This window comes from Pseudomonas sp. 1152_12 (genome assembly GCF_052850675.1).
The window spans coordinates 263,912-288,857 of record NZ_VXCW01000008.1; the positions used below are offsets into that span (position 1 = coordinate 263,912).

The window sequence follows — 24,946 nt, forward strand, 5'->3', positions numbered from 1 at the left end:
GCCGCTCGCTAAACTTTGGTCTTAGGGCGTGCTCAGGGTGTTCTGGTCCGATCAATCGAAGCTGTTCTGATAGGTGCTGCAAGCGCGGCGATAGGCGAGAATAGAGCGCCCGGCGAGTGGTCGGGATTGTGGAGAGTGAGTTATGGGGTTTGATCAGGTGCGTCAGCGCCGTTTGTCTGATGACATCGTCGAGCAGCTTGAGGGCATGATCCTTGAGGGCACGCTGAAGTCGGGCGAGCGCTTGCCGGCCGAGCGTGCTTTGGCTGAGCAGTTTGGCGTGTCGCGCCCGTCATTGCGCGAGGCGATCCAGAAACTGGCGGCCAAGGGGCTGCTGGTCAGTCGCCAGGGTGGCGGCAACTATGTGGCGGAATCCTTGGGGTCGACGTTCAGTGATCCGCTGCTGCACCTGCTGGAGAATAACCCTGAGGCCCAGCGTGATCTGCTGGAGTTTCGCCAGACCCTTGAGGCTTCGTGTGCTTATTACGCCGCGCAGCGCGCCACCGAGGTCGATCGTGAGCGGCTTACCGCAGCTTTTGAAGCGTTACAGGATTGCTATACGCGTGTTGATGAGGTGAGTCGGGCGGAAGAGGGGGCGGCGGATGCGCGGTTTCACTTAGCCATTGCCGAGGCCAGCCATAACGCCGTGTTGCTGCACACCATTCGCGGCCTGTTCGATCTGCTCAAGCGGAACGTGGTGACCAACATCGGTGGCATGTACCAGCAGCGAATGGAAACCCGCGACATGCTGATCAGTCAGCACCGGGATTTGTACTTGGCGATTATCGAGGGGCGGGCCGAGCAGGCGCGCGAAGTCTCAACACGTCACCTGTTGTATGTGCAGGAGGTGTTGGAGGAGGTGCGTCAGGAGGTTCAGCGCGTGGCCCGGGCGGAGCGACGTAAAGGCATGTAGCCTGGGTGAGTCACCAAGGCTACATCACAAGGCTTAGTCTTCCTTGCCCTTGTTGCGCACAGCGCGATGCAGTTCACGGTTGGAATCGCGTTCGCGTTCGGTATCACGCTTGTCGTATTCCTTTTTACCCTTGCCCAATGCGATCTCGCACTTGACCAGGTGCTTGCTCCAGTACCAGGACAGGCAGATGCAGGCATAGCCTTTCTGCTGTACGGCGGCGGCGAGCTTTTCCAGTTCGCGAGCATTGAGCAACAACTTGCGCGTGCGCACCGGGTCGGCAATCACGTGAGTACTCGCGGTGGTCAGCGGGGTGATATGGCTGCCGAGCAGCCATGCCTCGCCATCTTTGAGCAATACGTAGCTGTCGACCAATTGCAGTTTGCTGGCACGCAGACTTTTTACTTCCCAGCCGGCCAGGACCAGACCAGCCTCGAACCGATGTTCGATGAAGTAATCGTGTCGCGCCTTTTTATTTTGCGCGATGGTCCCTGTGGGGTGTTTCTTTTGTTTAGCCATAGGGGCGGCATTATAGGGAGTTGCGAGCGTGTCGGCTACGGTCAACCTGCGTGCTTGAGCGTGTTGGACGAATCCCGGACAATACCGGCAGTTCTTTGGTTTTTTTCTCTCGCGGATCGGGCTGTTCTTTCGCGATGTTTGCCTCAGCAGTGGAAGTAACGCTCACATGACGACGCATATTCAACGTTCGGCTTTATTGCCTTATCCGGCGCAGGCGCTCTATGACCTGGTCAACGACGTGGCGCGTTACCCGGAATTCTTGCCGTGGTGTAACACCGCTGAGGTGCTGGAGAGCAGTGATGAGCACATGGTTGCCAGTGTCGGGGTGGCTAAGGGGGGGCTTAGTCAGCATTTTGTGACGCGCAATGTGCTGGTGCCTGGGCAATCTATCGAAATGAATCTGCAGGAAGGGCCGTTCACCCAGCTACATGGGGTGTGGGTCTTCAAGGCGCTGACTGACAAAGCCTGCAAGATCAGTTTGGACCTGTCCTTTGATTACGCAGGGCCGATAGTGCGTGCGACGTTGGGACCTTTGTTCAATCAGGCGGCTAATACCCTGGTGGACGCATTCTGCCAGCGGGCCAAACAACTGCATGGTTGAGATTGAAGTGGTGTATGCCACCGCGGATCGCCAAGCCCTGCTGGCGGTGACGGTGCCGACGGGTACAAGCCTGAGGGCGGCGGTGCAGGCGTCGGGGATTGCAGTGCGCTTTCCGGAGCTCGCACTGGCCGATTGCCCTTTGGGTATATTCGGTAAAGTGGTTGTCGACGCGGATGTGCGTGCGGTGCAGTCGGGTGATCGTATTGAGATTTATCGGCCCTTGCTGGCAGACCCGAAAGAGGTGCGCAGGCTGCGAGCGGTCAAGGCTGCAATGGCCAAGCAACGCAACTCATAAGTCGGCCAAACGGCAGGCAACAAAAAGCCCGGCTTGCCGGGCTTTTCATCAAGCGCCGCAAAATTACTGCGGGCTGGTGTCCAGAGGCTGAGGCGTCGGGACTGGAACGGTTTGCACGCCGTCGACGTCCTTCTGGATCTGATCCAGCAAGGAGCCAGGCTTGGCCGGTACCTCGGACCTCGGTTTCTCCGCTTCCTGCGCAGGCGCAGTCACGTTGGTGCCGTTGTCCTTGCCCAGCAAGGCTTCATCGCGGCTTACGCCGGGCATGAAGTCACCGGACAGGCTGACAAGCTGGTCATTGCCATTGAAGATGACGCTGACGCGCTCCTGCTGGCGTTCACCGCCACCTGGCTGGATGCTATAGAGATAATCCCAGCGATCGGCATGAAAAGTGTCGGTCAGCAGGGGGTTGCCCATAATAAACCGTACTTGCCGTCGGGTCATTCCCGGACGTAACTGGTCTATCATGTCCTGCGTGACGACATTGCCCTGCTGGATGTCGATTTTGTAAACCCCGGGGAATGAACAACCGGCGAGTGCGAGCAGTCCCACAAGGGTGAAACTGGTTAGCAAGAGCTTGGTGTTTTGCATCGGTGGGCGACTTCCACTATCTTGGCTGGGACAACGTAAACGCCGATCATACCCGTATTAAGAGAAGCTGCGAAGCAGCATCCGCGAGAAAGCTAACCATGGTTGAAAATAGCGAACTACGCAAAGCCGGTCTTAAAGTGACTCTGCCACGAGTCAAGATTCTACAAATGCTCGATTCTGCTGAGCAGCGCCACATGAGTGCCGAAGATGTTTACAAGGCACTGATGGAGTCTAACGAGGACGTTGGCCTGGCCACGGTTTACCGTGTGCTGACCCAGTTTGAAGCCGCAGGGCTGGTGGTTCGTCATAATTTCGACGGCGGTCATGCAGTGTTCGAATTGGCTGACGGTGGTCATCACGATCACATGGTTGACCTGGATACCAATGAGGTTATCGAGTTCACCAGTCCGGAAATCGAGAAGCTCCAGCACCAGATTGCTGAGGAGCATGGTTTCGATTTGGTGGACCATAATTTGGTTCTTTACATCCGTAAGAAAAAGTAAAAATCGACACAGATTCGCTCTGTGAAACGATAGAAGGCGACCCTAGGGTCGCCTTCGTGCTTTCTATAAGGTAGAAAAAATGCTCGATTCAGGCTTTGGCGGCCACGACCATTTTCTTCGCGTGAGCCAAGGACTCTTTCGTCAGATCGATACCGCCCAACATCCGTGCCACTTCCTCCACGCGTTCCGATTTGCTCAGCTTGGACACGGCTGTGTGCGTCGCATCGCTTGCGCGTACTTTATGTACAAACAAATGCTGATGTCCTTGGGCAGCCACTTGCGGCAAGTGAGTCACCGTAAGTACCTGGCCGCGATCCCCCAGGCGACGCAGTAATTGACCAACAATCTCGGCAGTCGGCCCGCCGATACCCACGTCGACTTCATCGAACACCAGCGTGGGTACCCGTGAGGTCTGGGCAGTAATCACCTGGATCGCCAGGCTGATCCGCGACAGCTCGCCACCGGACGCCACTTTCGCCAGCGCCTTGAGCGGCTGCCCAGGGTTGGCACTCACCAGCAGTTCCACCTGTTCCAGGCCGTGGGGTTGTAGCTCGTTGCTGGTGTTGGTGCGCAGTTCGATGGTAAAGCGCCCGCCAGGCATGCCAAGGCGCTGAATTTCCTGCTCTACGGCGCTGGCCAGGCTTGTGGCTGCTTGCTGGCGCAGGTCGCTCAGCTCGCGGGCCTTTTCTTGGTAATGTCGGGCGAAAGAGGCGAGTTCGTCGCCCAGTCGCTCAATGGATTCGTCGTTGGCGTTGAGGGTTTCGATTTCATCCAGTAGTTTTTGCTGCATCGTCGCCACTTCGGTCGGCTGGATGCGATGTTTGCGCGCCAGGGTGTAGATGGTATCCAGGCGCTCCTCTATTTCCTGCAAGCGGGCTGGATCGGCATCGAAGTGGTCGAGAAAGCGGTTGAGCTCTCCCACTGCTTCTTCAACCTGGATCTGTGCGCTGGTCAGTAACGTTGTGGCTTCGTTCAGCGAGCCGGATGCATTGTTCACGCTGGACAGGCGATTGAGGCTGGCGGTCAGTGCATTGAGCACGTTGCCGGAATCGCTTTCGCTGCATTGCTCCACCACTTGCCGGCAGATACCCAGCAGGGTTTCGGCGTTGGTCAGGTTCTTGTGTTCCTGTTCCAACTGCTCCAGCTCGGTTTCTCCCAGGCCCAGGCTTTCGAGTTCTTCGAGCTGATAGCTGAGCAACTGGTGACGAGCGCGTTGTTCGTCGCCGGAGTTGGAGAGCCGCTCCAGCTCCTGGCGCGTCTGTCTCCAGCGCTGGGCGGCAAGTTGTACTTGTCGGGCCAGATCGGTGGCACCGGCGTACTCATCGAGCAAACGGCGGTGGGTGTCGGTTTTCAGCAGGGATTGGTGTTCATGCTGGCTGTGGATATCGATCAGCAGTTCGCCCAGGGCTTTCAGGTCGCCAAGAGGACAGGGCGTGCCGTTGATGTAGCCGCGTGAGCGTCCTTCGGCCGTGATGACTCGGCGCAGGATGCATGGGCCTTCATTATTAAGGTCGCGCTCGGCCAGCCAGGCTTCGGCTTCGGGAATGTCTGCCAGGTCAAAGGTGGCCAGGATATCGGCCTTGTCCGCGCCTGGGCGCACCACGCCGCTATCGGCACGGTCGCCAAGGGTCAGGCCCAAGGCGTCGAGCATGATCGATTTACCGGCGCCGGTTTCGCCTGTGATTACGCTCATTCCGCGATCCAGTTCGAGATCCAGATGTTCAACGATGGCGTAGTTATGTACAGACAGGTGCACGAGCATGACGGCCGCTCCCAGGCGTTAGGTCTGGTTATTTATACAGTGTTTTGTTTAGGGCTGACAATCCTGGCGCTTAGCTCAATTTGCTTGATCGAATGACTTTATTAGCGCAATTGGGAATGACTGCTCAGAAATTGATCTGGCGCAAGTGAAAGGCTTTTGGAAGCGCCTGCGCCCTTGAACCTGGAAATTGTGGCCCCATATACCGGAACAGAAGCGCGAGTTTAGTTCGCGCATGATTTTGAAAGGAGAAATCTATGGCTGACGAACAGACGCAGGATACGCAAACTCCAGACGCCAATTCGGCTGCCGGTGATGAACTGGCAACTCGTGTGCAAGTGCTCGAAGAGCAATTGGCCGCTGCGCAGGATCAGTCTTTGCGTGTTGCTGCCGATCTGCAGAACGTCCGCCGCCGCGCCGAGCAGGATGTCGAAAAGGCTCACAAATTCGCGTTGGAAAAATTCGCCAATGACCTGCTGCCGATTATCGACAGCCTGGAACGTGGCCTTGAATTGTCCAACCCGGCCGACGAAAACATCCGCCCGATGCGCGAAGGGATCGAGCTGACCCTGAAAATGTTCCAGGACACCCTGAAGCGTTATCAGTTGGAGGCCATCGATCCGCAAGGTGGCGAGCCGTTCAATGCAGAGCATCACCAAGCCATGGCCATGCAGGAAAGCCATGACCTGGAGCCGAACAGTGTTTTGAAAGTATTCCAGAAGGGTTATCAGCTCAACGGTCGCTTGCTGCGCCCGGCAATGGTGGTGGTGAGCAAGGCTCCTGCACCTGTTGCACCTTCTATTGATGAGCAGGCTTGAAATCCGCCGCAAGGCCCCCATTTATAAGTCAAGCGTTTAAGTGCTACCGCAGTTAGCCACCACTGCTGCGGCATCCAAATTAAAGTTTCGGGAGAGTAAATCATGGGCAAAATTATCGGTATCGACCTGGGGACTACCAACTCCTGCGTCTCCGTGCTGGAAAACGGTGTTGCTAAAGTTATCGAAAACGCCGAAGGCGCGCGTACCACGCCGTCGATCATTGCTTACGCCAACGACGGTGAAATCCTCGTCGGTCAGTCGGCCAAGCGTCAGGCTGTGACCAATCCGCATAACACCCTGTACGCGGTGAAGCGTTTGATCGGTCGTAAGTTCGACGAAGAAGTCGTCCAAAAAGACATCAAGATGGTCCCTTACAAAATCGCTAAGGCTGACAACGGTGACGCCTGGGTTGAAGTAAACGGCCAGAAAATGTCGCCGCCACAAATCTCGGCTGAAATCTTGAAAAAGATGAAGAAGACCGCCGAAGACTACCTCGGTGAAGCGGTAACTGAAGCGGTGATCACCGTTCCGGCCTACTTCAACGACAGCCAGCGCCAGGCGACCAAAGATGCCGGCCGCATTGCGGGCCTGGATGTAAAACGTATCATCAACGAACCCACCGCAGCCGCTCTGGCTTACGGTATGGACAAGGCCAAGGGCGACCACACTGTGATCGTTTACGACTTGGGTGGTGGTACTTTCGACGTCTCCGTAATCGAGATCGCCGAAGTTGACGGGGAGCACCAGTTTGAAGTGTTGGCCACCAACGGTGACACCTTCCTGGGTGGTGAGGACTTTGATATTCGTCTGATCGACTACCTCGTTGACGAATTCAAGAAAGAAAGCGGCATGAACCTTAAGGGTGACCCGCTGGCCATGCAGCGCCTGAAAGAAGCCGCTGAAAAAGCCAAGATCGAGTTGTCTTCCGCTCAGTCGACCGACGTCAACCTGCCGTACATCACTGCAGACGCGACCGGTCCTAAGCACTTGAACGTGAAAATCTCGCGCTCCAAGCTGGAAGCGCTGGTTGAGGACTTGGTTCAACGCACCATCGAGCCTTGCCGCATCGCCCTGAAAGACTCCGGTATCGACGTTGGCTCGATCAACGACGTGATCCTGGTTGGCGGTCAGACCCGTATGCCATTGGTTCAGAAACTGGTTACTGAGTTCTTCGGCAAAGAAGCCCGTAAAGACGTGAACCCGGACGAAGCCGTTGCCATGGGTGCTGCTATCCAGGGTGCGGTACTGGCCGGCGACGTGAAAGACGTGCTGCTGCTGGACGTCAGCCCGCTGACCCTGGGTATCGAAACCATGGGTGGCGTGATGACCGCGCTGATCGAGAAGAACACCACGATTCCTACCAAGAAATCGCAAGTATTCTCGACTGCTGACGACAATCAAGGCGCTGTGACTATTCACGTACTGCAAGGTGAGCGTAAGCAAGCGGCTCAGAACAAGTCCCTGGGCAAGTTCGACCTGGCTGAGATTCCACCAGCACCACGTGGTGTGCCACAAATTGAAGTGACCTTCGACATCGACGCCAACGGTATTTTGCACGTAGGTGCTAAAGATAAAGCCACTGGCAAAGAGCAGAAGATCACCATCAAGGCCAACTCCGGTCTGTCTGATGAAGAAATTCAACAGATGATTCGTGATGCTGAAGCCAACGCTGACGCTGATGCCAAGTTTGCTGAGCTGGCCGGCGCCCGTAACCAAGGCGATGCCCTGGTTCACTCGACGCGCAAAATGGTCTCCGAAGCAGGTGATAAAGTGACCGCTGAAGAGAAAACCGCGATCGAAGCGGCAGTGGTTGCCTTGGAAGTCGCCATTAAAGGCGACGACAAGGCTGCCATCGAAGCCAAGGTTGAGGAGTTGTCGAAAGTCTCCGCACCGGTTGCTCAGAAAATGTATGCCGAGCAAGGCCAGCCGGCAGAAGGCGGTGAGCAGCACGCAGAGCCTGAAGCCAAGCACGACGACGTTGTCGATGCCGAGTTCGAAGAAGTCAAAGAACACAAGTAAGTTGGTTGTACGGTTGACCGCTATCAAGCGGTGACTGGTAGGATGTCGCCGCGCGGGAGCTTGCTCCCGCGTTGGCGTGTCTGGGGTATGCGAATTTTTACAGCATGCGACAAAGTCGAATGTTGGCGGTGTGACTGGGAATGCTCCTGCTTCCTGGCGGACGGTCACCGCGTTTTTTGGCCGGGTCCCTGGCTAAAAGCAGTAATGACCAGGATCGTTGAATTGACGTGAGTTGGGTCCGGGCCTGTATTGGGGCTCAACGAGTTTGGTAAGGCTCAGGAGGGTCTCGCCGAACGTCCTTAAGAGTGCAAAGACTTATGGCAAAGCGTGACTATTACGAAGTGTTGGGTGTGGAGCGCGGCTCCAGCGAGGCGGACCTGAAAAAGGCTTACCGTCGCCTGGCGATGAAGCACCACCCGGACCGTAATCCGGATAGCAAAGAATCCGAAGAAATGTTCAAGGAGGCCAACGAGGCCTACGAATGCCTGAGTGATCCAAACAGGCGTGCGGCCTACGATCAGTACGGTCATGCCGGCGTTGATCCGAGCATGGGCGGCGGCGGTGCCGGTTTTGGCGGTCAGAACTTCTCTGACATTTTCGGCGACGTTTTCAGTGACTTCTTCGGCGGTGGTCGTGGCGGCCAGCGTGGCGGCGCTCAGCGCGGCAGCGACCTGCGCTACACCCTGGAATTGAACCTGGAAGAAGCCGTGCGCGGCACCAGCGTCAATATCCGTGTGCCGACGCTGGTCAATTGCAAACCGTGCGACGGTTCAGGCGCCAAGAAAGGTTCCTCGCCGATCACGTGCCCAACCTGTGGCGGTATCGGTCAGGTGCGGATGCAGCAAGGCTTCTTCTCAGTGCAGCAGACCTGCCCGCGTTGCCATGGTCAGGGCAAGATCATTTCCGATCCGTGCGACTCCTGCCACGGCGAAGGCCGCGTCGAAGAATACAAAACGCTCTCAGTGAAAGTGCCGGCGGGTGTGGATACTGGTGATCGCATTCGCTTGTCGGGCGAAGGCGAGGCGGGGGCTCAGGGTGGGCCTACGGGCGACCTGTATGTGGTGATCAACGTGCGTGAGCACTCGATCTTCCAGCGCGACGGCAAGCACCTGTTTTGTGAAGTGCCGATCAGTTTTGTCGATGCGGCCCTGGGTGGCGAGTTGGAGATTCCGACGCTGGACGGTCGGGTCAAGCTGAAGATTCCTGAGGGCACGCAGACCGGCAAGCAGTTCCGTATCCGTGGCAAAGGCGTTGCGCCAGTGCGCGGTGGTGGTGCTGGCGACCTGATGTGTCGCGTCGCGGTGGAAACACCGGTCAACCTCGGTCGTCGTCAGCGCGAACTGCTGGAAGAGTTCCGCAGCTCGTTGGAAGGTGATGACTCTCACTCGCCGAAAACCACCGGCTTTTTCGATGGCGTGAAGCGCTTCTTCGGCGACCTGTAAGGAAGTGAGTATGCGACGTATAGCCGTAATGGGTGCTGCCGGGCGCATGGGCAAGACCTTGGTCGAGGCGGTGCAGCAGCGCTCGCCGGCCTCCGGGTTAACGGCAGCGATCGTTCGCCCGGGCAGCACGTTGATCGGTGCGGATGCGGGTGAGCTGGCCTCGTTGGGTCGCATTGGCGTTTCGTTGTCGGGCAACCTTGAGCAGGTGGCTGATGAGTTCGATGTGCTGATCGACTTCACATTGCCGGAGGTGATGCTGAAAAACCTGGCGTTCTGCCGTAAGGCAGGCAAGGCCATGGTGATCGGTACCACGGGCTTGAGTGTTGAGCAAAAGCAGTTGCTGGTTGAGGCGGGCAAAGACATTCCGATTGTCTTCGCGGCTAACTTCAGTGTCGGCGTGAACCTGTCGCTCAAGTTACTGGATCTGGCGGCGCGTGTGCTGGGTGATGAGGCGGATATCGAGATTATCGAGACCCATCACCGGCACAAGATCGACGCGCCGTCGGGTACCGCGTTGCGCATGGGTGAGGCGATTGCTGATGCGTTGGGGCGTGATCTGTCGAAAGTCGCAGTGTACGGTCGCGAAGGGCATACCGGTGCGCGTGCGCGTGACACCATCGGCTTCGCTACCGTACGCGGTGGTGATGTCGTGGGTGATCACACCGTGTTGTTCGCCTCCGAAGGCGAGCGACTGGAGATTACGCACAAGGCGTCCAGTCGCATGACGTTCGCCAAGGGGGCCGTGCGTGCTGCGCTCTGGTTGGAAGGTCGCGAGCCTTCGCTGTATGACATGCGTGACGTGCTGGATCTGCACTAATCGGTAGCTAAAACGGTGGCTCAGGATTATTCTGAGCCACCGTTTTTACCCGCTAAGCGATGTCCTGTCGCATTCTCCTGCCTTTAAGGCTCATTAGCGGTGGACCAAAAAAGCCTTTTTCTGTAAGCTACAGCTTTAGTGTGTCCACTAAAAGCGCGCAGAATAATTCAGTGAAGAAGCGGGGTGACGTGTCCATACGTCACTCCGCTTTTTTACAACCTGCGATCGCCCTTTCAGGCTTTATTTACGGGAGGTCTTCTTGACTAAGCCAGCCATACTCGCCCTTGCTGATGGCAGCATTTTTCGCGGCGAAGCCATTGGAGCCGACGGTCAAACCGTTGGAGAGGTAGTGTTTAACACTGCCATGACCGGCTATCAGGAAATCCTTACCGATCCTTCCTATGCCCAACAGATCGTTACCCTGACCTATCCGCACATCGGCAATACCGGTACTACACCGGAAGATGTTGAGTCTGATCGTGTCTGGTCGGCCGGTCTGGTCATTCGTGACCTGCCCCTGGTTGCGAGCAACTGGCGTAACACGATGTCGCTGTCCGATTACCTGAAAGCCAACGACGTTGTGGCAATCGCCGGTATCGATACGCGCCGGCTGACACGCATCTTGCGTGAAAAAGGCTCGCAGAACGGCTGCATCATGGCGGGTGACAATATTTCCGAAGCAGCGGCGATTGCCGCAGCGCAAGGCTTCCCTGGCCTGAAAGGCATGGACCTGGCGAAAGAAGTCAGCACTAAAGAGCAGTACGAGTGGCGCTCCACTGTCTGGGACTTGAAGACCGACAGCCACGCGACCATCGCTGCAGCTGACCTGCAATACCACGTAGTCGCCTACGACTACGGCATCAAGTACAACATCCTGCGCATGCTGGTCGAGCGTGGTTGCCGCGTAACCGTGGTGCCGGCGCAAACCCCGGCCAGCGACGTGCTGGCCCTGCAGCCGGACGGTGTGTTCCTGTCCAACGGCCCGGGTGACCCGGAGCCTTGCGACTACGCCATCAAGGCGATCAAGGAAGTGCTGGAAACCGAGATCCCGGTCTTCGGTATTTGCCTCGGTCACCAACTGCTGGCCCTGGCCTCCGGCGCCAAGACCCTGAAGATGGGCCACGGCCACCACGGTGCCAACCACCCTGTGCAGGATCTGGACACGGGTGTCGTGATGATCACCAGCCAGAACCACGGCTTTGCTGTGGATGAGGCGACCTTGCCAGCCAATGTTCGCGCGATTCACAAATCGTTGTTCGACGGCTCCCTGCAAGGCATCGAACGCACTGACAAGAGCGCGTTCAGCTTCCAGGGCCACCCTGAAGCAAGTCCGGGCCCGAACGACGTAGCGCCGCTGTTCGACCGTTTCATCAATGAGATGGCCAAGCGACGCTGACTGAGTGGCTTGCGGGCGGCCCCGAATGTCGGTGGCCCCCGCGGGCTCTTCAAAGAGTGTTCAAGACGGCTTGCCGACTGACCTGCGGATTTGAGTGACAAACCCATGCCAAAACGTACAGACATAAAAAGCATCCTGATTCTCGGCGCTGGCCCGATCGTTATCGGCCAGGCCTGCGAATTTGACTACTCCGGCGCCCAGGCCTGTAAGGCTCTGCGCGAGGAGGGCTACCGCGTCATCCTGGTGAACTCCAACCCGGCCACCATCATGACCGACCCGGACATGGCCGACGCCACCTACATCGAACCGATCAAGTGGCAGACCGTTGCCAAGATCATCGAGAAGGAGCGTCCGGACGCACTGCTGCCGACCATGGGCGGCCAGACTGCACTGAACTGCGCCCTGGACCTGGAGCGCGAAGGCGTCCTGGAAAAATTCGGCGTAGAGATGATCGGCGCGAATGCCGACACCATCGATAAGGCTGAAGACCGTTCGCGTTTCGACAAGGCCATGAAGTCCATCGGCCTTGACTGCCCGCGCTCTGGTATTGCCCACAGCATGGAAGAGGCCAATGCAGTCCTCGAAAAGCTGGGCTTCCCGTGCATCATCCGTCCGTCCTTCACCATGGGCGGCACGGGTGGCGGTATCGCTTACAACCGTGAAGAGTTCGAAGAAATCTGCGCTCGTGGTCTGGACCTGTCGCCGACCAAAGAGCTGCTGATCGACGAATCACTGATTGGCTGGAAAGAATACGAGATGGAGGTTGTTCGCGACAAAAAGGACAACTGCATCATCGTCTGCTCGATCGAAAACTTCGACCCGATGGGCGTGCACACCGGCGACTCGATCACCGTTGCCCCGGCGCAGACCCTGACGGACAAGGAATATCAGATCATGCGTAACGCCTCGTTGGCGGTACTGCGTGAGATCGGCGTTGAAACCGGCGGTTCCAACGTTCAGTTCGGTATCTGCCCGGACACAGGCCGCATGGTCGTGATCGAGATGAACCCGCGTGTCTCGCGCTCTTCGGCGCTGGCATCGAAAGCTACCGGTTTCCCGATTGCGCGCATCGCTGCCAAGCTGGCGATCGGTTACACCTTGGATGAGTTGCAAAACGAAATCACTGGCGGCGCTACGCCAGCGTCCTTCGAGCCGTCTATCGACTATGTCGTGACCAAGCTGCCACGGTTTGCCTTTGAAAAATTCGCCAAGGCTGACGCTCGTCTGACCACTCAGATGAAGTCCGTGGGTGAAGTCATGGCTATCGGCCGGACCTTCCAGGAATCCCTGCAGAAAGCCCTTCGCGGTCTGGAAGTGGGTGTTTGCGGCTTGGACGAAAAGCTCGATCTGAGTAACCCGGAAAGCATGAGCGTGCTCAAGCGCGAGCTGACCGTGCCGGGCGCCGAACGCATCTGGTATGTGGCTGATGCTTTCCGCGCCGGCATGACCGTCGAACAAATCTTCGGCATGAACATGATCGATCCGTGGTTCCTGGTGCAGATCGAAGATCTGATCAAGGAAGAAGAGAAGGTCAAGACCCTCGGTCTGTCCTCTATCGACCGCGACCTGATGTTCCGCCTCAAGCGCAAAGGTTTCTCCGACATGCGCTTGGCCAAGCTGCTGGGTGTGACCGAGAAGAACCTGCGCACCCATCGCCACAAGCTGGAGATCTTCCCGGTCTACAAGCGTGTTGACACCTGCGCCGCCGAGTTCGCAACCGACACCGCCTACCTGTACTCAACCTACGAGGAAGAGTGCGAGGCTGCGCCGTCGGGCCGTGACAAGATCATTATCCTGGGGGGCGGTCCAAACCGTATCGGCCAGGGCATTGAATTCGACTACTGCTGCGTACACGCCGCCCTCGCGCTGCGCGAAGACGGGTACGAGACCATCATGGTCAACTGCAATCCGGAAACCGTTTCGACTGACTACGATACTTCCGACCGTCTGTACTTCGAGCCGGTAACGCTGGAAGACGTGCTGGAAATCTGCCGCGTCGAGAAGCCGAAAGGCGTGATCGTCCAGTACGGCGGCCAAACCCCGCTGAAACTGGCTCGCGCTCTGGAAGCCGCTGGGGTACCGATCATCGGCACCAGCCCTGATGCCATCGACCGTGCCGAAGATCGTGAGCGTTTCCAGCAAATGGTTGAGCGTCTGAACCTGCGTCAGCCGCCGAACGCCACTGTGCGCAGCGAGGACGAAGCCATCCGTGCAGCCAGCAAGATCGGCTACCCGCTGGTGGTGCGTCCGTCCTACGTACTGGGCGGCCGAGCGATGGAAATCGTCTACGAAGAAGAAGAACTCAAGCGTTACCTGCGTGATGCAGTGAAAGTATCCAACGACAGCCCGGTGCTGCTGGACCACTTCCTCAACTGCGCCATCGAAATGGATGTAGATGCTGTTTGTGACGGCACCGACGTAGTGATAGGCGCAATCATGCAGCACATCGAGCAGGCAGGCGTTCACTCCGGTGACTCCGCGTGCTCGCTGCCGCCGTACTCGCTGCCGGCGCACATCCAGGATGAGATGCGTGAGCAGGTCAAGAAAATGGCCCTCGAGTTGGGTGTTGTCGGCCTGATGAACGTTCAGTTGGCGCTGCAAGGCGAAGACATCTACGTCATTGAAGTGAACCCGCGTGCTTCGCGTACCGTGCCATTTGTTTCTAAGTGCATCGGTGTATCGCTGGCCATGATCGCTGCCCGCGTGATGGCGGGTAAGACTCTGAAGGAAATTGGTTTCACCAAGGAAATCATTCCTAACTTCTACAGCGTGAAAGAGGCGGTGTTCCCATTCGCCAAGTTCCCTGGTGTGGACCCGATCCTGGGCCCAGAAATGAAGTCCACCGGTGAAGTGATGGGCGTGGGCGATACCTTTGGTGAAGCGTTCGCCAAGGCCCAGATGGGTGCCAGCGAAGTGCTGCCGACTGGCGGTACCGCGTTTATCAGTGTGCGTGATGATGACAAACCGCTGGTTGCAGGTGTCGCCCGTGATCTGATCAACTTGGGCTTTGAAGTCGTGGCCACCGCGGGGACCGCCAAGCTGATCGAAGCTGCGGGCCTGAAAGTGCGTCGCGTGAACAAGGTGACGGAAGGTCGTCCGCACGTGGTCGACATGATCAAGAATGACGAAGTCACCCTGATCATCAACACCACCGAAGGTCGCCAGTCGATCGCGGATTCCTACTCCATTCGTCGTAATGCCTTGCAGCACAAGATCTACTGCACCACCACCATTGCTGCTGGCGAAGCCATCTGCGAAGCGCTCAAGTTCGGTCCGGAAAAGACCGTGCGTCGCTTGCAGGATCTACACGCAGGATTGAAGGCATGATCAAATACCCAATGACCGTCCAGGGCGCCAAGGCCCTGGAAGAAGAACACGCCCATCTGACCAAAGTCGTCCGTCCAAAGCTGAGCCAGGACATCGGTACGGCCCGCGAGCTGGGTGATTTGAAGGAAAACGCTGAATACCATGCTGCTCGCGAGCAGCAGGGTATGGTCGAGGCGCGGATCCGTGACATTGAAGGCCGCATGCAGAATGCGGTAATCATCGACGTCACGACCATTGCGCACACTGGCAAAGTGATTTTCGGCACCACCGTGGAAATCGCCAACGTCGAGACTGATGAGCGCGTTGTTTACCACATCGTGGGTGAAGACGAAGCCGACTTCAAACTCGGCAAGATCTCTGTTGGTTCCCCACTCGCCCGTGCCTTGATTGCCAAGGAAGAGGGTGACGTGGTGGCTGTGAAAACGCCCGGCGGCGTTATCGAGTACGAGATTGTCGAAGTTCGTCACATCTGAAGGATGGCGCCCGCTTCATGCGGGCGCCATGCTTTGGCAACTTGCCCAGATGCTTTGGGTGGGCGGCGTGTGGTTGCTGCACATTGGTATATTGCCGACGCTGGGCCTGATTGGCCTGGCGCCGTTGCTGATCGATGAGATCGACGGATTGCTAAGTGCGCTGCTGGTAGGTTTTGCGGCGGCGTGTGTGACGCTCCAAGTGCTGGTGCTGATCAAGGCCGAAGGCTTGGGGAGTTTGTGGCGGGATATTCGCGGCCAACTGCTGTTGATGGCGCTGTATGCATGCGCAATGTTTTGCGTGGTGCATGTGTGGTTGCCGGAAGCGTTGCGCTGGCAGCTATTCAGCTATCTTGTGCTAGGGTTCTCCGGCCTGGTGCTGGTTATACAGCCGGCACCGGGATGGAGTGGCGGGGCGCGCGAAGCACGCCCGTGACCCTTGTTGTCATTTGAAGGCTACTTGAAGCGGTGTACGTTCGACAGTTGCTTGTTGACGCTGAAGTTCTTGCGATACAGCAGCGCCATCTTGCCGATGACCTGAACCAGATCCGCTTTGCCGACCTTGCACAGTTCTGCGATGGCGGCCAAACGCGCTTCGCGGTCAAGGATGTTGACCTTGATCTTGATCAGTTCGTGATCGCCCAATGCGCGTTCAAGTTCGGCTAACACACCTTCAGTCAAACCGTTGTCTGCCACAATCAGAACTGGTTTCAGATGGTGGCCAATGGATTTGTACTGTTTCTTCTGCTCTTGAGTGAGCGGCATAATCTGACCCCTGCGTCTGATCTTGTAAAAAGCGGCGGCCAGTTTACCCGAGCGAGTCCGGGACCGCCCAGTTAATCACGACCCGTTTTATTTTTCGAGGTGGCCCGTGGCCCGTTCCAAAACTAGCCTTAAGTGGCTGCAAGAGCATTTCAACGATCCTTACGTCAAAAAGGCGCAAAAGGACGGCTACCGTTCCCGGGCCAGCTACAAGCTGCTGGAGATCCAGGACAAGGACAAATTGATCCGTCCAGGCATGAGCGTTATTGACCTGGGCGCAGCCCCTGGTGGTTGGTCCCAGGTGACCAGTCGTCTGATTGGTGGGCAGGGCCGCTTGATCGCTTCCGACATCCTGGAGATGGATAGCATCCCGGATGTGACCTTTGTTCACGGTGACTTTACCCAAGACACTGTGCTCGCTGAAATCCTGGAAGCTGTGGGAAATTCGCAGGTAGACCTTGTGATTTCCGACATGGCCCCCAATATGAGTGGATTACCGGCCGTCGATATGCCGCGAGCGATGTTCCTCTGTGAATTGGCGCTGGATCTGGCGGGTCGGGTTTTGCGTCCTGGTGGTGATTTCCTGGTGAAAGTCTTCCAGGGTGAAGGTTTCGACGAGTACCACAAGAACATCCGCAAGCTGTTCGACAAGGTGCAGACGCGCAAGCCGGACTCTTCACGGGACCGTTCGCGAGAGCAATACCTGCTGTGCCGCGGCTTCCGTGGTGTTGAAGGCGCAGAGAGTGAAGAGCGTTTTTGAGGAATTCGAAGAGGGCGATAGGTTTTTTTATGTCGCTTTCGTCACGAAGCTTTACGAATATTGTGTAGTCAAAGTTTCACAAAGGGTTACAGACGGCGCCTGCCAGAGTTGTAGGTAATGTAGTAAGTTAGGCCGGTGAATATCATGCGAAGCGCGCGCCAGTAGCGGAGCTTGCTTCAGAGGGTAGTTAATTGAACGATATGGCAAAGAATCTGATCCTGTGGTTGATCATCGCGGCTGTCCTGGTGACGGTGATGAACAACTTCTCCAGCCCTAACGAGCCGCAGACCCTCAACTATTCCGACTTCATCCAGCAAGTTAAGGATGGCAAGGTCGAGCGCGTAGCGGTTGATGGCTACGTAATCACCGGCAAACGCAACGATGGCGACAGCTTCAAGACCATTCGTCCGGCAATCCAGGACAACGGTCTGATCGGCGACTTGGTGGATAACCACGTGGTCGTTGAAGGCAAACAGCCTGAGCAGCAGAGCATCTGGACTCAACTCCTGGTGGCCAGCTTCCCGATCCTGGTGATCATCGCCGTGTTTATGTTCTTCATGCGCCAGATGCAAGGCGGTGCGGGAGGCAAGGGCGGGCCGATGAGCTTCGGCAAGAGCAAGGCGCGGCTGCTGTCCGAGGATCAGGTGAAGACCACCCTGGCTGACGTCGCAGGTTGCGACGAAGCCAAGGAAGAAGTGGGCGAACTGGTTGAGTTCCTGCGTGATCCGGGCAAATTCCAGCGTCTGGGTGGCCGTATTCCTCGCGGCGTACTGATGGTTGGTCCTCCGGGTACCGGTAAAACCTTGCTGGCCAAGGCCATTGCTGGCGAAGCCAAAGTCCCTTTCTTCACCATTTCCGGTTCTGACTTCGTCGAGATGTTTGTCGGTGTGGGTGCCAGCCGCGTTCGCGATATGTTCGAACAGGCTAAGAAGCACGCGCCATGCATCATATTTATCGACGAAATCGACGCTGTTGGTCGCCATCGTGGTGCTGGCATGGGTGGTGGTCACGATGAGCGTGAGCAGACCCTCAACCAGTTGCTGGTGGAGATGGACGGCTTCGAGATGAATGACGGCATTATCGTCATCGCCGCCACCAACCGTCCGGACGTACTGGACCCTGCGCTGCTGCGTCCAGGCCGTTTCGACCGCCAGGTTGTGGTGGGGCTGCCGGACATCCGTGGTCGCGAACAGATTTTGAAAGTGCACATGCGCAAAGTGCCAATGGGCGACGACGTGGCTCCGGCTGTGATTGCCCGTGGTACTCCAGGCTTTTCCGGTGCTGACTTGGCTAACCTGGTGAACGAGGCTTCGTTGTTTGCGGCCCGTACCGGCAAGCGCATCGTTGAAATGAAAGAGTTCGAGCTGGCGAAAGACAAGATCATGATGGGCGCCGAGCGCAAATCGATGGTTATGTCCGAGAAAGAGAAGCAGAACACCGCTTATCACGAAGCTGGACACGCCATTGTGGGTCGCGTTGTGCCTGAGCATGACCCGGTTTACAAAGTGTCGATCATTCCTCGTGGTCGGGCGTTGGGTGTCACCATGTTCTTGCCGGAAGAGGATCGTTACAGCCTCTCCAAGCGCGCGCTGATCAGCCAGATCTGCTCTCTGTACGGTGGTCGAATTGCTGAAGAAATGACCCTGGGCTTTGATGGTGTAACCACCGGAGCCTCCAACGACATCATGCGTGCCAGCCAGATTGCACGGAACATGGTGACCAAGTGGGGCTTGTCGGAAAAACTCGGCCCGTTGATGTACGCCGAGGAAGAGGGTGAAGTGTTCCTGGGTCGTGGCGGTGGCGGCCAAAGCGCCAGCTTCTCCGGTGAGACAGCCAAGCTGATCGACTCCGAGGTGCGCAGCATCATTGACCAGTGCTACGGCACGGCCAAGCAGATCCTGACCGACAACCGCGACAAGCTGGATGCCATGGCTGATGCGCTGATGAAGTACGAGACCATCGATGCCGACCAAATCGACGACATCATGGCGGGTCGTACGCCTCGTGAGCCTCGCGATTGGGAAGGCGGTTCAGGTACTTCAGGCACTCCGCCAGTAGTTCAGAACGAACGCCCTGAGACCCCGATCGGCGGCCCGGCAGCTGACCTCTAAGGTTTGAAATGACTTCTGCGTTGTCCTCCACCCGGTTGCCTTGCGGCAACCGGGTTCTTGATTTGGCCCATACACATGTCATGGGCATTCTTAATGTAACCCCCGACTCCTTTTCCGACGGTGGCCGTTTCAGCCAGCTGGATACCGCATTGCGTCATGCTGAGGGAATGGTGGCGGCTGGCGCGACATTGATTGATGTCGGTGGCGAGTCGACTCGCCCTGGCGCTCGTGTTGTTTCTCCTTTGGAGGAGCTGGAGCGTGTGGCGCCGATTGTCGAGCGTATCGCCCGTGAGTTGGATGTGATCATCTCGGTTGATACATCGACACCAGCGGTAATGCGTGAGACGGCGCGCCTGGGGGCAGGGCTGATCAATGATGTGCGCTCGCTGCAGCGCGACGGTGCCTTGGATGCTGCGGCGGCAACCGGTCTGCCAGTGTGCCTTATGCACATGCAGGGAGAGCCCGGCAACATGCAGGACAGCCCGCACTATGACGACCTCGTTGGCGAAGTGGGTGGGTTCCTTGCAGAAAGGCTCGCTCAGTGCGTCAGTGCGGGTATCGCTGCCGACAAGATCATCCTTGATCCTGGGTTTGGTTTCGCCAAGACCCTTCAGCACAATTTAAGCCTGTTCAAGCATATGCAAGCCTTGCATGCCCTTGGTCGGCCCTTGTTGGTCGGCGTTTCGCGCAAGAGCATGATAGGGCTGGCCTTGAACCGTCCTGTAGGCGAGCGACTTTACGGTGGGCTGGCGCTGGCAGCGCTTGCTGTGACCAGGGGTGCGCGTATTTTGCGTGTGCATGACGTCGCCGAGACGGTCGATGTGGTGCGTATGCTTGCTGCTGTAGAATCAGCCGAATAAGAATGATGGAGCACTTATGACTAAAAAATATTTTGGCACCGACGGTATTCGTGGTCGGGTCGGCGAATTCCCGATTACTCCTGATTTCATGCTCAAGCTGGGGTGGGCGGCAGGCATGGCGTTCCGCAGCATGGGCGCGTGCCGCATCCTCGTGGGCAAAGACACCCGAATTTCGGGGTATATGTTTGAGTCAGCGCTGGAGGCGGGTTTGTCCGCAGCCGGTGCTGATGTAATGCTGCTGGGTCCTATGCCGACACCGGCGATCGCCTACCTGACGCGTACCTTTCACGCTGAAGCCGGTATCGTGATCAGTGCCTCGCACAATCCCCATGATGACAACGGCATCAAGTTCTTTTCGGGCCAGGGCACCAAGCTGCCGGACGAGATCGAGCTGATGATTGAAGAACTGTTGGACGCACCGATGACGGTGGTCGAGTCCAGCAAGCTGGGCAAGGTCTCGCGCATCAATGACGCCTCTGGTCGCTATATCGAATTCTGCAAAAGCAGCGTGCCGACCAGTACCAATTTTGCCGGGCTGAAGATCGTTGTCGATTGTGCGCACGGTGCAACCTACAAGGTCGCCCCGAGTGTATTCAAAGAGCTGGGCGCCGACGTGACAGTGCTGTCGGCCCAGCCGAATGGTTTGAATATCAACGATAACTGTGGCTCTACCCACATGGAGCAGCTGCAGGCGGCGGTTCTGGCTGAGCATGCTGACTTGGGTATTGCCTTTGATGGCGACGGTGATCGCGTGTTGATGGTGGATCACACCGGTACCGTCGTTGATGGCGATGACCTGCTGTTTATCATTGCCCGCGACCTGCATGAGCGTAACAAGCTGCAAGGTGGCGTTGTCGGTACGTTGATGAGCAATCTAGGGCTTGAGCTGGCCTTGGCAGAGCTGGGGATCCCATTTGTTCGCGCCAATGTCGGTGACCGCTATGTAATCGCTGAGCTGCTGGAGCGCAACTGGCAGGTAGGTGGTGAGAACTCCGGGCATGTTGTCTGCTTCCAGCACACCACCACTGGCGATGCGATTATTGCTGCGTTGCAGGTGTTGTTGTCCTTGCGTCGTCGCGAAGAGAGTCTCGCGCAGGCGCGTCAGGCACTGCGCAAGTGCCCGCAAGTTCTGCTCAATGTGCGTTTTGCCGGTGGTGAAAATCCGATTGAGCACCCTGCTGTCAAAGACGCCTGTGAGCGTGTGACCCTGGCAATGGCGGGGCGTGGGCGGGTGTTACTGCGCAAGTCCGGCACAGAGCCTCTGGTGCGCGTCATGGTCGAAGGTGAAGACGAAGCACAGGTTCGCGGGCATGCCGAAGACCTGGCAAAACTGGTAACTGAAATTTGCGCCTGAATTCGGCTTGCCAGTGATGATGTGGTTGGGTAACATCTGCGCCCACTTTGACCGACGAGGTACAGCATGCGTCGCACTATGGTTGCTGGTAACTGGAAGATGCACGGTACCCGCGCCAGTGTCGCTGAGCTGATCAATGGCCTTCGTCACTTGGCCTTGCCTAGCGGTGTTGATGTTGCGGTTTTCCCGCCTTGCTTGCATATCAACCAGGTAGTTGATGGCTTGAAGGGTAAGTCGATTCAGGTCGGCGCGCAGAACTCTGCGGTGGAGCCCATGCAAGGTGCGTTGACCGGTGAAATCTCGCCGAGTCAGCTGGTCGATGCGGGTTGTTCCTATGTGCTTGTCGGGCACTCTGAGCGCCGTCAGATGATGGGCGAGCGTGATGTGACGCTCAATCGCAAGTTCGCAGCAGCACAGGCTTGTGGCTTGATTCCGGTGTTGTGCATAGGGGAGACCCTTGAGCAGCGTGAATCGGGCAAGACTCTGGAAGTTGTCTCGCGTCAGTTGGGCAGCATCATTGAGGAGCTGGGTGTTGGTGCATTTGCAAAGGCAGTAATTGCTTACGAGCCGGTCTGGGCCATTGGCACTGGGCTGACTGCTACGCCGCAACAGGCGCAGGATGTGCACGCAGCCATCCGCGCACAGTTGGCGGCAGAGAATTCTGAAGTCGCGCAAGGTGTGCGGCTTCTATACGGCGGCAGCGTGAAGGCGGCCAATGCGGTCGAACTGTTCGGCATGCCGGATATCGATGGGGGGCTCATTGGTGGAGCTTCCCTGAATGCAGATGAGTTCGGTGCGATCTGTCGCGCCGCGGGAAACTGAAAAAATGCTGGAAACAGTCGTAGTCGTTTTTCATCTGTTGGCTGCCCTGGGCGTAATTGCCTTGGTTTTGTTGCAACAGGGTAAAGGTGCGGATGCTGGTGCGTCTTTCGGTGCAGGTGCTTCAAATACTGTATTCGGAAGCCAAGGTTCCTCTACCTTTCTTAGTAAGTTTACTGCTATACTTGCCGCCGGTTTCTTCATAACCAGCTTGGGGTTAGGTTACTATGCTAAAGAGAAAGCTCATGTGCTGACTCAAGTAGGTCTCCCAAACCCAGCAGTGTTGGAAGTGCCAAAAGCAAAACCGGCTTCTGATGATGTTCCGGTGCTTCAAGAGCAAAAGTCGGCTACTCCAGCGACTGACGTGCCTCCAGCTCAAGAGCAAAAGTAAGAAGAGTTGTAATCGCTGTATTGCCGAGGTGGTGGAATTGGTAGACACGCAACCTTGAGGTGGTTGTGCCCATAGGGTGTAGGGGTTCGAGTCCCCTTCTCGGTACCAATTGTCAGGAGAGCCCGCTGTTGCGGGCTTTCTTGTAGGTGGAAGGTTACATTGACCCTGTAAGGGATCGGTCGTATACTTCCGCCCCAGCTTTGTCGCGGGGTGGAGCAGTCTGGTAGCTCGTCGGGCTCATAACCCGAAGGTCGTCGGTTCAAATCCGGCCCCCGCAACCAGTTTTAGCGGAGCCCCTTTTAAGGGGCTTTTTGTTAGCTGGACACTTTCAACGCCGCTGTTCGACGGCGTTTCAAGGATGGGCGTTTCGCCCATTTTTTTATTTTGCACAGCATGCACATACATGCACGAGGGGGTTCAGGTGTCGAGCAAGCTAGAAGAGTTGCAGGCCTTGTTGGCCCCGGTGGTCGTGGCCCTAGGCTATGAATGCTGGGGTATTGAGTTTTCGGCTCAAGGTCGCCACTCAATGTTGCGCGTTTATATCGATAAAGAGGGCGGCGTGCTGGTGGACGATTGTGCCATTGTCAGCCGTCAGATCAGCGGTGTGCTGGATGTTGAAGATCCGATCTCTGTTGAATACACCCTCGAAGTTTCCTCGCCTGGCATGGAACGCCCACTGTTCACTATTGATCAGTTTGCAAAATTTGCCGGTGAACAAGTGAAGATCAAGCTGCGCTCTCCCTTTGAGGGGCGACGCAACTTTCAGGGCCTTCTGCGCGGTGTAGAAGAGCAGGATGTCGTGGTGCAGGTAGAAGACCATGAGTTCCTGTTGCCGATCGATATGATCGACAAGGCCAACATTATTCCCAGTTTTGACTGAGACGCGGATCCCGCGGATCCAATGGCTTGCGAAAGGCGAGGCGTACGATGAGCAAAGAAGTACTGCTGGTTGTTGAGTCGGTATCCAATGAAAAGGGCGTACCGGCAAACGTGATTTTTGAAGCGCTGGAGCTGGCCCTGGCCACTGCTACCAAAAAGCGTTTTGAAGACGAAGTTGATCTGCGTGTGGAAATCAACCGCCACACCGGTGCCTATGAGACTTTCCGTCGCTGGACGGTCGTTGAAGAAGCCGATCTTGATGATCCGGCCATCGAAACCTGGCCAAGCAAGGTTGCGCAAACGCACCCTGGCGCCAATGTCGGTGATGTTGTCGAAGAAAAGATCGAATCGATCGAATTCGGCCGTATTGCTGCACAGACTGCCAAGCAGGTCATCGTGCAGAAGGTTCGCGAAGCCGAACGCGCTCAGGTCGTTGACGCTTATCGCGAGCGCCTGGGTGAAATCATCTCCGGCACCGTGAAAAAAGTTACCCGCGACAACGTGATCGTCGACTTGGGCAACAACGCTGAAGCGTTGCTGGCTCGCGAAGACATCATCTCTCGCGAAACCTTCCGTGTCGGCGTGCGTTTGCGTGCGCTGCTTAAGGAAATCCGCACCGAGAACCGCGGCCCTCAGTTGATCCTGTCGCGTACCGCGCCGGAAATGCTGATTGAGCTGTTCCGTATCGAAGTGCCGGAAATCGCCGAAGGCCTGATCGAGGTCATGGCAGCGTCCCGGGACCCGGGTTCGCGCGCCAAGATCGCGGTCCGTTCCAAGGATAAACGTATCGACCCGCAGGGCGCTTGCATTGGTATGCGTGGTTCGCGCGTCCAGGCAGTGTCGGGCGAATTGGGCGGCGAGCGTGTGGACATCGTCCTGTGGGACGATAACCCTGCGCAGTTTGTGATCAACGCCATGTCGCCGGCTGAAGTGGCGGCAATTATCGTCGACGAAGATGCCCATGCAATGGACATCGCCGTTGGCGCAGACAATCTGGCTCAGGCCATTGGTCGTGGTGGTCAGAACGTGCGTCTGGCCAGCCAACTGACCGGTTGGACCCTGAACGTGATGACCGAATCGGACATCCAGGCTAAGCAGCAAGCTGAAACCGGTGACATCCTGCGCAACTTCATCGACGAGCTGGAAGTCGACGAAGACCTGGCACAGGTGCTGGTAGATGAAGGCTTCACCAGCCTGGAAGAGATTGCCTACGTACCGTTGGAAGAAATGCTCAACATCGACGGCTTTGACGAAGACACCGTCAACGAGCTTCGCGCTCGCGCCAAGGATCGTTTGTTGACTAAAGCCATCGCTACTGAGGAAAAGCTGGCAGACGCCCATCCGGCCGAAGACCTGCTCTCGCTTGAGGGTATGGACAAGGATTTGGCGATGGAACTGGCGGTGCGCGGCGTAATTACCCGCGAAGACCTGGCCGAGCAGTCTATTGACGATCTGCTCGACATCGACGGCATTGACGATGATCGTGCCGGCAAGTTGATCATGGCCGCCCGAGCCCATTGGTTCGAGTAACTAGGCGCGGCCTGAG

General features: G+C 57.1%; 24 protein-coding genes and 2 tRNA genes. 22 read left to right on the plus strand and 4 right to left on the minus strand.

Annotation, left to right across the window (positions count from 1 at the left end):
• Positions 1-142: 142 nt before the first annotated feature.
• Positions 143-910 (plus strand): GntR family transcriptional regulator, encoded by a 768-nt coding sequence (locus FW764_RS17360; protein ID WP_446434932.1) that lies wholly within the window; start codon positions 143-145, stop codon positions 908-910.
• A 33-nt stretch (positions 911-943) separates the two neighbouring features.
• Here FW764_RS17360 and smpB read toward each other — a convergent pair whose 3' ends face one another.
• Complete coding sequence (smpB, locus tag FW764_RS17365) at positions 944-1,426, minus strand: SsrA-binding protein SmpB (protein WP_003235073.1); 483 nt, start codon at positions 1,424-1,426, stop codon at positions 944-946.
• 166 nt (positions 1,427-1,592) lie between these two features.
• Between smpB and FW764_RS17370 the strand changes: the two genes are divergently transcribed.
• Both FW764_RS17370 and FW764_RS17375 read left to right on the plus strand, forming a co-directional pair.
• The gene (locus FW764_RS17370) at positions 1,593-2,027 is read left to right on the plus strand and encodes a type II toxin-antitoxin system RatA family toxin (protein WP_124418492.1); all 435 of its coding nucleotides are present in this window, start codon (positions 1,593-1,595) and stop codon (positions 2,025-2,027) included.
• On the plus strand, positions 2,020-2,322 hold the full coding sequence (locus FW764_RS17375; protein ID WP_446434933.1) for an RnfH family protein: 303 nt from the start codon (positions 2,020-2,022) through the stop codon (positions 2,320-2,322). Before FW764_RS17370 ends, FW764_RS17375 begins: the two co-directional genes overlap by 8 nt.
• A 63-nt stretch (positions 2,323-2,385) precedes the next feature.
• Here the strand turns inward: FW764_RS17375 and FW764_RS17380 are convergent, their stop codons facing one another.
• On the minus strand, positions 2,386-2,913 hold the full coding sequence (locus tag FW764_RS17380; protein ID WP_446434934.1) for an outer membrane protein assembly factor BamE: 528 nt from the start codon (positions 2,911-2,913) through the stop codon (positions 2,386-2,388).
• A gap of 98 nt (positions 2,914-3,011) precedes the next feature.
• On the opposite strand from FW764_RS17380, the gene fur reads away from it, so the two are divergent.
• A complete protein-coding gene (gene fur / locus FW764_RS17385) occupies positions 3,012-3,416 on the plus strand; it encodes a ferric iron uptake transcriptional regulator (protein ID WP_083360362.1) in 405 nt (134 codons plus the stop codon).
• An 88-nt stretch (positions 3,417-3,504) separates the two neighbouring features.
• Here fur and recN read toward each other — a convergent pair whose 3' ends face one another.
• Positions 3,505-5,178, minus strand: coding sequence for a DNA repair protein RecN (gene recN, locus FW764_RS17390; RefSeq protein WP_446434935.1), 1,674 nt, complete (start codon positions 5,176-5,178; stop codon positions 3,505-3,507).
• A 254-nt stretch (positions 5,179-5,432) separates the two neighbouring features.
• Between recN and grpE the strand changes: the two genes are divergently transcribed.
• From grpE to FW764_RS17430, 8 genes are all read left to right on the plus strand, one after another.
• Complete coding sequence (grpE, locus tag FW764_RS17395; protein WP_053258083.1) at positions 5,433-5,993, plus strand: nucleotide exchange factor GrpE; 561 nt, start codon at positions 5,433-5,435, stop codon at positions 5,991-5,993.
• A gap of 102 nt (positions 5,994-6,095) precedes the next feature.
• Entirely contained in the window at positions 6,096-8,012 is a 1,917-nt protein-coding gene (gene dnaK, locus FW764_RS17400) for a molecular chaperone DnaK (protein ID WP_446434936.1), read from the plus strand.
• 317 nt (positions 8,013-8,329) lie between these two features.
• Positions 8,330-9,454: a molecular chaperone DnaJ gene (dnaJ, locus tag FW764_RS17405; RefSeq protein WP_446434937.1), complete on the plus strand. Its 1,125-nt coding sequence runs from the start codon at positions 8,330-8,332 to the stop codon at positions 9,452-9,454.
• 10 nt (positions 9,455-9,464) lie between these two features.
• Positions 9,465-10,271, plus strand: a complete 807-nt coding sequence (dapB, locus tag FW764_RS17410; RefSeq protein ID WP_446434938.1) for a 4-hydroxy-tetrahydrodipicolinate reductase — start codon at positions 9,465-9,467, stop codon at positions 10,269-10,271.
• Positions 10,272-10,530: 259 nt separating this feature from the next.
• Entirely contained in the window at positions 10,531-11,667 is a 1,137-nt protein-coding gene (gene carA, locus FW764_RS17415; protein WP_446434939.1) for a glutamine-hydrolyzing carbamoyl-phosphate synthase small subunit, read from the plus strand.
• 105 nt (positions 11,668-11,772) lie between these two features.
• A complete protein-coding gene (gene carB / locus FW764_RS17420) occupies positions 11,773-14,994 on the plus strand; it encodes a carbamoyl-phosphate synthase large subunit (protein ID WP_446434940.1) in 3,222 nt (1,073 codons plus the stop codon).
• On the plus strand, positions 14,991-15,467 hold the full coding sequence (gene greA / locus FW764_RS17425; RefSeq protein WP_446434941.1) for a transcription elongation factor GreA: 477 nt from the start codon (positions 14,991-14,993) through the stop codon (positions 15,465-15,467). Before carB ends, greA begins: the two co-directional genes overlap by 4 nt.
• Positions 15,468-15,495: 28 nt before the next feature.
• Positions 15,496-15,900, plus strand: a complete 405-nt coding sequence (locus FW764_RS17430) for an MFS transporter (RefSeq protein WP_159959951.1) — start codon at positions 15,496-15,498, stop codon at positions 15,898-15,900.
• 20 nt (positions 15,901-15,920) lie between these two features.
• Here FW764_RS17430 and FW764_RS17435 read toward each other — a convergent pair whose 3' ends face one another.
• Positions 15,921-16,229 (minus strand): YhbY family RNA-binding protein, encoded by a 309-nt coding sequence (locus FW764_RS17435; protein WP_017139256.1) that lies wholly within the window; start codon positions 16,227-16,229, stop codon positions 15,921-15,923.
• Positions 16,230-16,335: 106 nt separating this feature from the next.
• On the opposite strand from FW764_RS17435, the gene rlmE reads away from it, so the two are divergent.
• The 10 genes from rlmE to nusA all read left to right on the plus strand — a co-directional run bounded on the left by rlmE (position 16,336) and on the right by nusA (position 24,930).
• Entirely contained in the window at positions 16,336-16,986 is a 651-nt protein-coding gene (gene rlmE, locus FW764_RS17440) for a 23S rRNA (uridine(2552)-2'-O)-methyltransferase RlmE (RefSeq protein WP_017139255.1), read from the plus strand.
• Between the two features lie 200 nt (positions 16,987-17,186).
• Positions 17,187-19,097: an ATP-dependent zinc metalloprotease FtsH gene (ftsH, locus tag FW764_RS17445; protein ID WP_446434942.1), complete on the plus strand. Its 1,911-nt coding sequence runs from the start codon at positions 17,187-17,189 to the stop codon at positions 19,095-19,097.
• Between the two features lie 8 nt (positions 19,098-19,105).
• Positions 19,106-19,957, plus strand: a complete 852-nt coding sequence (gene folP, locus FW764_RS17450) for a dihydropteroate synthase (protein WP_446434943.1) — start codon at positions 19,106-19,108, stop codon at positions 19,955-19,957.
• Positions 19,958-19,973: 16 nt separating this feature from the next.
• Complete coding sequence (glmM, locus tag FW764_RS17455) at positions 19,974-21,311, plus strand: phosphoglucosamine mutase (protein ID WP_446434944.1); 1,338 nt, start codon at positions 19,974-19,976, stop codon at positions 21,309-21,311.
• A gap of 66 nt (positions 21,312-21,377) precedes the next feature.
• Positions 21,378-22,133, plus strand: a complete 756-nt coding sequence (tpiA, locus tag FW764_RS17460) for a triose-phosphate isomerase (RefSeq protein WP_446434945.1) — start codon at positions 21,378-21,380, stop codon at positions 22,131-22,133.
• Between the two features lie 4 nt (positions 22,134-22,137).
• Positions 22,138-22,521 carry a preprotein translocase subunit SecG gene (gene secG, locus FW764_RS17465; protein WP_083356723.1) on the plus strand — a complete coding sequence of 128 codons (384 nt, stop codon included), beginning with the start codon at positions 22,138-22,140 and terminating at the stop codon, positions 22,519-22,521.
• 22 nt (positions 22,522-22,543) lie between these two features.
• Positions 22,544-22,629 (plus strand) — tRNA-Leu (locus FW764_RS17470).
• 96 nt (positions 22,630-22,725) lie between these two features.
• Positions 22,726-22,802, plus strand: a tRNA-Met gene (locus FW764_RS17475).
• A 140-nt stretch (positions 22,803-22,942) separates the two neighbouring features.
• Positions 22,943-23,401, plus strand: a complete 459-nt coding sequence (rimP, locus tag FW764_RS17480) for a ribosome maturation factor RimP (protein ID WP_003235029.1) — start codon at positions 22,943-22,945, stop codon at positions 23,399-23,401.
• A gap of 47 nt (positions 23,402-23,448) precedes the next feature.
• Positions 23,449-24,930 (plus strand): transcription termination factor NusA, encoded by a 1,482-nt coding sequence (gene nusA, locus FW764_RS17485; protein ID WP_083356724.1) that lies wholly within the window; start codon positions 23,449-23,451, stop codon positions 24,928-24,930.
• Positions 24,931-24,946 lie beyond the last annotated feature (16 nt).